At 34.5% G+C, this 7,882-nt stretch carries 8 protein-coding genes; all 8 read left to right on the plus strand.

Translation table 11 applies throughout. From position 1 onward, the window contains the following. Nucleotides 1–73: 73 nt before the first annotated feature. The 8 genes from ACJROP_RS10185 to ACJROP_RS10220 all read left to right on the plus strand — a co-directional run bounded on the left by ACJROP_RS10185 (nt 74) and on the right by ACJROP_RS10220 (nt 7,729). A complete protein-coding gene (locus ACJROP_RS10185; protein ID WP_406535360.1) occupies nt 74–2,206 on the plus strand; it encodes a hypothetical protein in 2,133 nt (710 codons plus the stop codon). Between the two features lie 189 nt (nt 2,207–2,395). Then, nucleotides 2,396–3,130, plus strand: coding sequence for a hypothetical protein (locus ACJROP_RS10190; RefSeq protein ID WP_406535361.1), 735 nt, complete (start codon nt 2,396–2,398; stop codon nt 3,128–3,130). A gap of 4 nt (nt 3,131–3,134) precedes the next feature. After that, nucleotides 3,135–4,139 (plus strand): hypothetical protein, encoded by a 1,005-nt coding sequence (locus ACJROP_RS10195; RefSeq protein ID WP_406535362.1) that lies wholly within the window; start codon nt 3,135–3,137, stop codon nt 4,137–4,139. Between the two features lie 86 nt (nt 4,140–4,225). After that, entirely contained in the window at nt 4,226–4,819 is a 594-nt protein-coding gene (locus tag ACJROP_RS10200) for a hypothetical protein (RefSeq protein ID WP_406535363.1), read from the plus strand. A gap of 26 nt (nt 4,820–4,845) precedes the next feature. Then, nucleotides 4,846–6,507, plus strand: coding sequence for a pseudomurein-binding repeat-containing protein (locus ACJROP_RS10205; protein ID WP_406535364.1), 1,662 nt, complete (start codon nt 4,846–4,848; stop codon nt 6,505–6,507). A 48-nt stretch (nt 6,508–6,555) separates the two neighbouring features. Next, nucleotides 6,556–6,723, plus strand: a complete 168-nt coding sequence (locus tag ACJROP_RS10210; protein ID WP_406535365.1) for a hypothetical protein — start codon at nt 6,556–6,558, stop codon at nt 6,721–6,723. A 107-nt stretch (nt 6,724–6,830) separates the two neighbouring features. Further along, nucleotides 6,831–7,217 carry a hypothetical protein gene (locus ACJROP_RS10215; RefSeq protein ID WP_406535366.1) on the plus strand — a complete coding sequence of 129 codons (387 nt, stop codon included), beginning with the start codon at nt 6,831–6,833 and terminating at the stop codon, nt 7,215–7,217. Nucleotides 7,218–7,444: 227 nt separating this feature from the next. Then, a complete protein-coding gene (locus tag ACJROP_RS10220; RefSeq protein WP_406535367.1) occupies nt 7,445–7,729 on the plus strand; it encodes a hypothetical protein in 285 nt (94 codons plus the stop codon). The last annotated feature ends 153 nt before the right edge of the window (nt 7,730–7,882 follow it).

Below are 7,882 nucleotides of genomic sequence, written 5' to 3' on the forward strand. Positions count from 1 at the left end.
GGGATTACATTAACTGCCACATTCACTGATGGTAGTACTGCATCATATAAAGTTTTACCGGGAAGTTAAAATAATGGCAAGTGTTACTGATTTACAAGCAACAGTAAGTTTAACAAACTCAAATATATGTGAAGGGAATACTACTAAAGTACAAGTCAATATAACAAATACTCTCGGTCAAAGAGTAGGATTTTACATAAATTATATTGATGATGATGGTGTTAGGGTTTACACTAATAATGATGAATATCCAATTTACACCGAGATTGATAATCGTAAAACCGGTAAACTTACTCGGACATTAACTATTGATGAACCTGGAGAACATGTATTTAATGTAGGGATAAGTTATATTTTTAATAATTCTCCAATAACTACAGAAGTAACTAGTCCACCATTACATGTATATGGTAACTTGGAAGTCAGTTCCGATAAAATAATTGATGATTTATTCATTGAAAATAAGCATATTATAAAATTAGATACTCCAGCGGGTACAATCTGGCGTAATGGTGTATGGTTCCAGAGTGACCCTGAATTTATCGGTCCTGATCCAGATAACATTGGCGAGCCTGTGGCTCAAGTAACAGGTAATTTTTATAATCATAATCATGTAATCCGTAACAAGGATTTTGATATTTACAAATCAAATTATGTTACTAAGAAAAGTTTATGTAATCCTTTTGATTTTTTCACAGAATACGGTGCTTTAACCGTTACTCGTACATTAAAGGGGTTCACTGCAAGTGGTGAACAGCAAGCGGTTTATACTTGTAAAACACCAGTGGAAACTGATATGATTATTAGTTTTGACATTACTGAGATTAGTAATCGTTCTGAACAGGTTTATCTGGAAGTATTCACATCAGATAATTATTATGACAGTGTATCTTTAAATTATTTTGCAAATAGTAATGTTAAAATAGAATTCACAAGTTGCAGAACATTCAATGTTTATCTGGATGATGAACTATACGATGAATACGAGTATGAAGATGAATGTTACAAGGGTTTCCGATTCAATATTGGTGGAGGAAATATTACTGTGGATAATTTCAGGGTTGAAAAGATATTATCCCAAAATGAATTAATCCATGATAATATTAAATTAACATCCCGTTTAAAAATTTATCGTAGTCATGAAGGGACTCGTTTCCATAAGACTACTAGTTCTGAGGGTGCATTCTCTTTTGGAGGAGTATTACCGACTCCTTATTATCGATTAGATGTTGATGTTGTTAAAATAACGGGTAGACTTTTATTATATCATAATGCTATAAATGTGACTTTATCGGATTTTGTACCGGATAATTCTCATTTAACAATTACTCGTGATGGATATTATACTGAATTTTTCGTAAATAATCAATTAATCCGTTCCATTAAAGATAGTCAATCGTTCCCATACTATCTGTTTTATACGCATGGTGACTGTGTCTTTAAAAATCTTGAAGTACAATACTTTGATTCTTTAGACACTGTTACTAGTGATGATGAGGGTGATGCTGTTTTCAGTTATCCTAATCAATCAAAAGGTGATGTTTACTTCCTCGGAGTATATGAGGATTTACCAACAATACCTTACCATATAGAAGATTGCGATTACGTACCGGTATTTAATTCTAATACAAGTGTTGCAAGACAAGCGGGTAATAGTAATTATTATGAATATGATGAAGAAAATAATATTGGTTATTTCAAAGGCAGTGTATTAACTAAAGGATGGAGTAATGCTGGATTATGGGAATGTACTTTTGATTTAGCATACAATCACGGTGGTGCAAGATACACTGGTTTAATATTACTAGCAAATCCGAATAATGCATTTCAAAATAGAACATTAACATGGGGTATTAGGAGTTGGGAAGGGCCTATCACCGGAACCCCTTCCATTAAGGATTTAACCACTCAATATGTTAAGGAGGGACACTTAACCAGTTTAGCTCCAGGACAAGTTGTTTCAACTAGTAGTAATCCAATTATTGATTGGCATACTATTCATATGCGTAAAGAATCATCAACATGTCTTGTCGTATGGAAAAATGATGATTACAGTAACCGTGTGACTTATCAATGGGAAGATTTGGAGTATAGTCCACGAGTTACAATTGGTGGAGTGACAAACATCCCTAATTCTTATTCTGATTTTGTTGCAAGCTCATATGGTAGTACTTGTATACGTAATTTGCGTGTGAAAACCTACTAAAAAAAAACATTCTTTTATTTTATACTTTTTTTTATGATGAAACAAGGAAAATCAGAACCTACTTTTTGTAATGGTTGCTGTTATAGACACACATGCAACCATGACCTTGAAAAATGCTGTTACCTCGTACAGAACAATTGCATACTAGAATCCTATACGTATGCTGATACTGAGGGAGTGTGATACTTTGTGAATTTAGAATTTGATGTTAATAATACACAGAAATTAACCCGAACAGACACAACCGAAGTTGTAAGTAAAAACTATAATATTTATAGGTGTAGATTCACATTCTCAGACGAATGGATTGACCTCAACAAATTCGTCATATTCCGTGACGGATGGGGAGAAACCACCACCGTACATATCGGTAAAGGCAGTCATATCCTCTGTTGCATGATCCCAGATAACGTCTTAGATGGAACACACTTCAAAGTAATGGTTTATGGTGGAGACTTATTATCCACTAATAATGTTTCAATACCATTAGTCACCAGCGGCTATATGAACGGTTTAAGCGACCCTACTTGCACACGAAAACAAAAAGACATTTTCATAGAAATTTTCGATGAACTAGACGCTAAAATCGACAGCATAGTCTATAATAATCACTGCCTTAACTTATTCTGCAAAGACAAACTTGTTGAAAGTGTATACTTACCCTTTGCAGATGAAGAAACTGTAAATGACCTACTCACTTCCACAACTAGGGAATTCTATGAGTTAAAAAACAGGTTAGATACAGTTGAAGAAATCGCTGAACAACTTGTAGTCGAAGACACAATCGACCCCGATAGTAATCATGCGATAAGTAGCAAGGCAGTGCATGAAGCATTAGAAACCAAAGAAGACAAATACGACTTCGTAAGTCGAATGGATGAATTAATACAAAATTTAATAACCCAAAATAATAATGGAGAATAAAATAATGACAGTAGATGTACAAACTTTATATGGTCACCTGAAAACTTTAAACAAACAATGGTTCTATGAAAAAAGCGAAATCGACACCACATTAGAAGATTATATTGAAAAATCCGAGACAGCAGGTCTCGTTAAAAATGACGGTACAATCGATACCACAGCATATATTACTTCAGCAAGCCTCCCAACAAAAACCAGTGATTTAACCAATGATGGTAGCAGCAGTAGTGATGCTTTAACATTCATCGAAACCAGTGCAACCAGTGGACTTGTTAAAAACGATGGTACAATAGACACTAATACTTACTTAACTGAACACCAAGACATCTCTGGTAAAGCAGATAGTGCAGACCTCGCAACCGTCGCAACAAGTGGAAGTTACACTGACTTAGAAGATATCCCTTCCACTTTCGCACCAAGTTCACACGAACATGCTGCAAGTGAAATCGTGGATTCCACTGCTTACACTAACCTCCAAACCAGTGCAAACAGTACACAAGCCGCAATCAACAGCGCCATTGATAGTAAAATTGGTAGTTTACTCTCAGTAGAATTAATTGAAGTCACCACAAACCTTGGCACAGCTTCAGCATCAACAATGGACAAATTATACCTTGTAGCTGAATCAACTGCTGAAACTAATGATGCTTACGAAATCTTCGTAACAGTAAGAACAGGAACTAGTGGTAGTTACAGTTACGCATGGGAAAAAGTTGACACTGCAAGAATCGATTTATCCGGTTACGCATTAAGCACTCACACTCACGGAAATTTAACCAATGATGGTAAAATCGGTTCAACAGCAAACTACTTCGTATACACCAGTACTGGTGGAGCAGTAGCTGCAAAAGAAAAAATCGGTAACATCGACACTTCCGGTGCAATCGGATCCTCAGCTGATAAAGTTGTTGTAACCACCACTAATGGTGTATTAACAACCAGTGACATGGTTACCGAAATCGATGGTGTAATCAACAGTCTCATCACCTACGGTAACAGTTTAAGTTAAGATTTTTTTTAGTAAGACCGATGAAAAAGAATTAAAAATTCACTCTTTCTTTTTTTAATTCTTTTTTTTATGAGGAGTATATTACGATGGTTAGTATTCAAAAATTATACAATGATATTCTATCATTTTTAGGTCAGAAATTCTATACAAAATCTGAAACCGACACATTACTGAATGGGAAATCAGGCACAGGACATACTCACTCATATAATAATATAACTGACAAACCAGCAAGTTTCACACCAACAGCACATACACATGGAAACCTCCAAAATGATGGTGCTGTAGGTACAAGTGACAACGCTAACAAAAACGTAGTAACAGACAGTAACGGTAAAATCACCACAGAAAACAAATACAGCCACCCCACATATACGGCTCGTACAGGCAAACCAACAGGTAACCTAACACCAGGATTCGGTGAAACAGCAACAATATCCCAGATAACAAGTGACTCAACAGGTCACGTAACAGCTGCAACAGACCGTACCATAAAAATACCAAACACTGAAGCGACTACATCCACACTAGGATTAGTGAAAGTAGACAATACGTTAAGCACAACATCAACAAATCCAGTGCAAAACAAGACAGTGAAAACTGGTTTAGACAGTAAATTAAACAGTTCTGATTTTCTCGAAACATTAAACAATGCAATATTAGACATGAACGATGCTTAATATTGCCTTTTATATTTTTTTTAATTATGATTAATCAAAAACATTACGGATATTTCGTATTCGGAAAAGACATGCTTAATGTAGATTTAACAGCGCTCCATAATAACGGAGTAACCGATTTATTCCTAAATTATTATGCATTTACAGTACATGGTGAAACTAAAGTTGCTCAATGGATACAGAAAGCAAAAAATAATCAGATAAACATTCACATTTGGATGCAATGTTTCTACGATGGAGAATGGCATAATCCAAAAACAACCAACACTTCATCAAAAATAAAAGAAGCACGAAAATACGCCACCATGAAAAATGTAACTGGAGTACACTTAGATTATCTACGCTACCCTGGAAACGCATATAAAACCAATGGTGGAGCAGAAGCCATAACAGAATTCGTTAAAACAATACGAAAACAAAACCCAGACACATTCCTCTCATGTGCAATAATGCCTGAAGATGATGGGAAATATTATTATGGTCAAGACCACGGAGCATTAGGAAAAATCGTGAATGCATTAATCCCAATGCAATATAAAGGAAACTACAATGCCGGCACAGAATGGTTAAAAAACACTACAAAAAAAATAACACAAAAAGCCACAATATGGTCAGCATTACAAGCCTACAAATCCGATAACAACCCCACACTATTAACCGGTACAGAATTACAAGCAGATATAAAAACCTGCACAAGTAATGGTGCACAAGGAGCAATATTATTCAGATACGGATTATCCCCTCAAATACAATTCACAACCACCACTACGGAGGAGAAAATGACAACATATAAAGAAATAACACAATTAGCAACAGCAATCAAAACATACATTGAAAAAAACCATAAATTCCCCACATCACTCAAGGTAGGCTCAACAAAATATACATACGGGCAGATGGCTTACTTATTAAGTACCAGCATAACCAGTATAGGGAAAGACGTCACCAACAAGACAGTTAAAAACGCACCAAAATCAACAGGTGCAAACCTAAACGAAAAAATATATGCAAGTGACTATAAAGACCAAGCAAAAAGAGTCTCACAATACATCAAACAACACGGTACCTGTCCAAACTATGTAACCACCGTAAAAAGTAAAAAACAAGCAAGGCCAAGAGATTTCATTTATGCATTCGCAAGAATCATAGTATACTACAACAAAAACAAAGCATGGCCAAACTATGCATTATACTATAGTAATGTATACAAGACCACAACCAACAGTACTAATTCAAGCAGCACTACAAAAACAGTATCCAATGATGATGTCTTCAACTATTTCGTAAAAGTCTTCGGTAATGTAACCACAATTGATGGAGCATTAGGAAAAGTTAAAGATAGAGGATATGGTTATTACTATGATGATACCTACACTAATAAAACCTCTATTGACAGAATGAAAGCAGGATACGGGGTCAATTGTACTGACTCATGCCACGTATTCTGGCATATTGCAAAAGCACTAGGATATGAAGTCCATTGTCTGCATGTAAAATGCTCCGGAGGTGACGGACACGTCAGACTAAAATTAAGGCATAAAAAACATTCTAATAATGAATGGTTCCTTAGAGATCCCGCAGCCGTTTTAGATAAAAATGGACAACCAGTATCATACAACTGGTGCACCTCAGGATATACATTGCTCGCAACAGACCCTAGTTGGTTTTTGGCTAATGTAAATAGATAAGATTTATAAAATTAATTGAAAAATGGAGTTTAAACTGTTTTAAAGAAAATGTTAGATATATTGAAAGATTTGGAAAAGAATTTCTATAGTGTTTGGGGGTTATATGGTAGTAATCAAGATAATTTGAATATGCAACGTATGTTGGATATGAATGAGCTGTTAGAAAAGTTAGATGAACAAATTGAAATCTTGGAGGATGAGCAAGATTCCAAGTAAATAGTTTATAGGGCAAATCCTATTTTATGAGGGTTTGCCCTTTATTTTTTTTTAAATATTCTTTGTGTATGTTTAATATATTGTTAATAGGTATATGTTTATTTATTATGAGTAGGGTTCCGATTAAAGTTTCTAGGTATGTTATGGGTCGTTTGCGTGGTTTGGCTGTTAGTCCTAGTGAGTCTTATGAGTCTATTCTGGGTAGGTTGTTGGATTGTAAGCTGGGTGTGGGTCAGTTGGATTATCTTGTTTTTAATGATGTTTGTTGTGTTAAGTTGTTTGTTGATTGGGATGTTTGTTCTCCGAGGATTCGTTTTTATTCTGATGGTGTTTTGGTGGATGATTTTCCGGTTGATTGTTGTTTTGATGATGGGTTGTGGTCTGATTTTAGGGAGAGTGTTTGTGGTGTTTCTGATTTGTTGGGTGTTTTGGCTGTTTTGGAGTGTGGTGAGTGTACTCGTGTTGGTGGTTTGAGTATTGGTTGTGTTGGTTAGTTGTTTTTTGTTATTTTTTTTAGTTTAGAACCGATAAGTTTATATAGTATTATAGAAATATAATATATTACACAAAGTTTGTTATTAACTTAATTTTAAGTGATAAACAATATGTGTGTAAAAGATTTATTCCCTAAAAAAAATTTAAGATACGGCATCATAAACGGGAAATAAATCCTAAAAAAAATTGGTAATTTAAAACAAAAAAAATTAGGACGGTGAGATTGATGGAAAACTTATTCGACACCAAACAAGAAATAATAAATAAATTGAAAGATGCAGAAGACAGATTAACAAAAGCAAAAGCAGATTTAAAACAAGAAGAAAACGAACTCTGGTTAAACACAGCATTCAAAGAATTAGGTTACACTAATGATGATACTCGCAGAGCATATGTTAACCATGAAACCAATGACTTAAGAGTTGCTGAAGAACTGATCCGTAATGAGGTCACCCAATTAAAAAGAGAATTGAATTTGTGTGATGATAAGATTAAATTGTTTTCATTCTAAAAAAAATTTGATTTTATCTTTTTTTTAAGGGTAAAGTTTAAATACTCTGGGCATCATAATAATAATCAAGTGAATACAAAAGTATTCACATTTTTACCCAAAGAAAAAAAGTGAGATGATAATAAATGATACAATTCAAACAAGTCGAAGAAC

Source organism: Methanobrevibacter sp. (genome assembly GCF_045220775.1).
Lineage (GTDB): Archaea > Methanobacteriota > Methanobacteria > Methanobacteriales > Methanobacteriaceae > Methanocatella.

Bases quoted from the DNA above. Each gene is read 5' to 3' on its own strand.
- ACJROP_RS10185 (WP_406535360.1), top strand. From the start codon at position 74: ATGGCAAGTGTTACTGATTTACAAGCAACAGTAAGTTTAACAAACTCA.
- ACJROP_RS10195 (WP_406535362.1), top strand. From the start codon at position 3,135: ATGACAGTAGATGTACAAACTTTATATGGTCACCTGAAAACTTTAAAC.
- ACJROP_RS10200 (WP_406535363.1), top strand. From the start codon at position 4,226: ATGGTTAGTATTCAAAAATTATACAATGATATTCTATCATTTTTAGGT.
- ACJROP_RS10205 (WP_406535364.1), top strand. From the start codon at position 4,846: ATGATTAATCAAAAACATTACGGATATTTCGTATTCGGAAAAGACATG.
- ACJROP_RS10210 (WP_406535365.1), top strand. From the start codon at position 6,556: ATGTTAGATATATTGAAAGATTTGGAAAAGAATTTCTATAGTGTTTGG.
- ACJROP_RS10215 (WP_406535366.1), top strand. From the start codon at position 6,831: ATGAGTAGGGTTCCGATTAAAGTTTCTAGGTATGTTATGGGTCGTTTG.
- ACJROP_RS10220 (WP_406535367.1), top strand. From the start codon at position 7,445: ATGGAAAACTTATTCGACACCAAACAAGAAATAATAAATAAATTGAAA.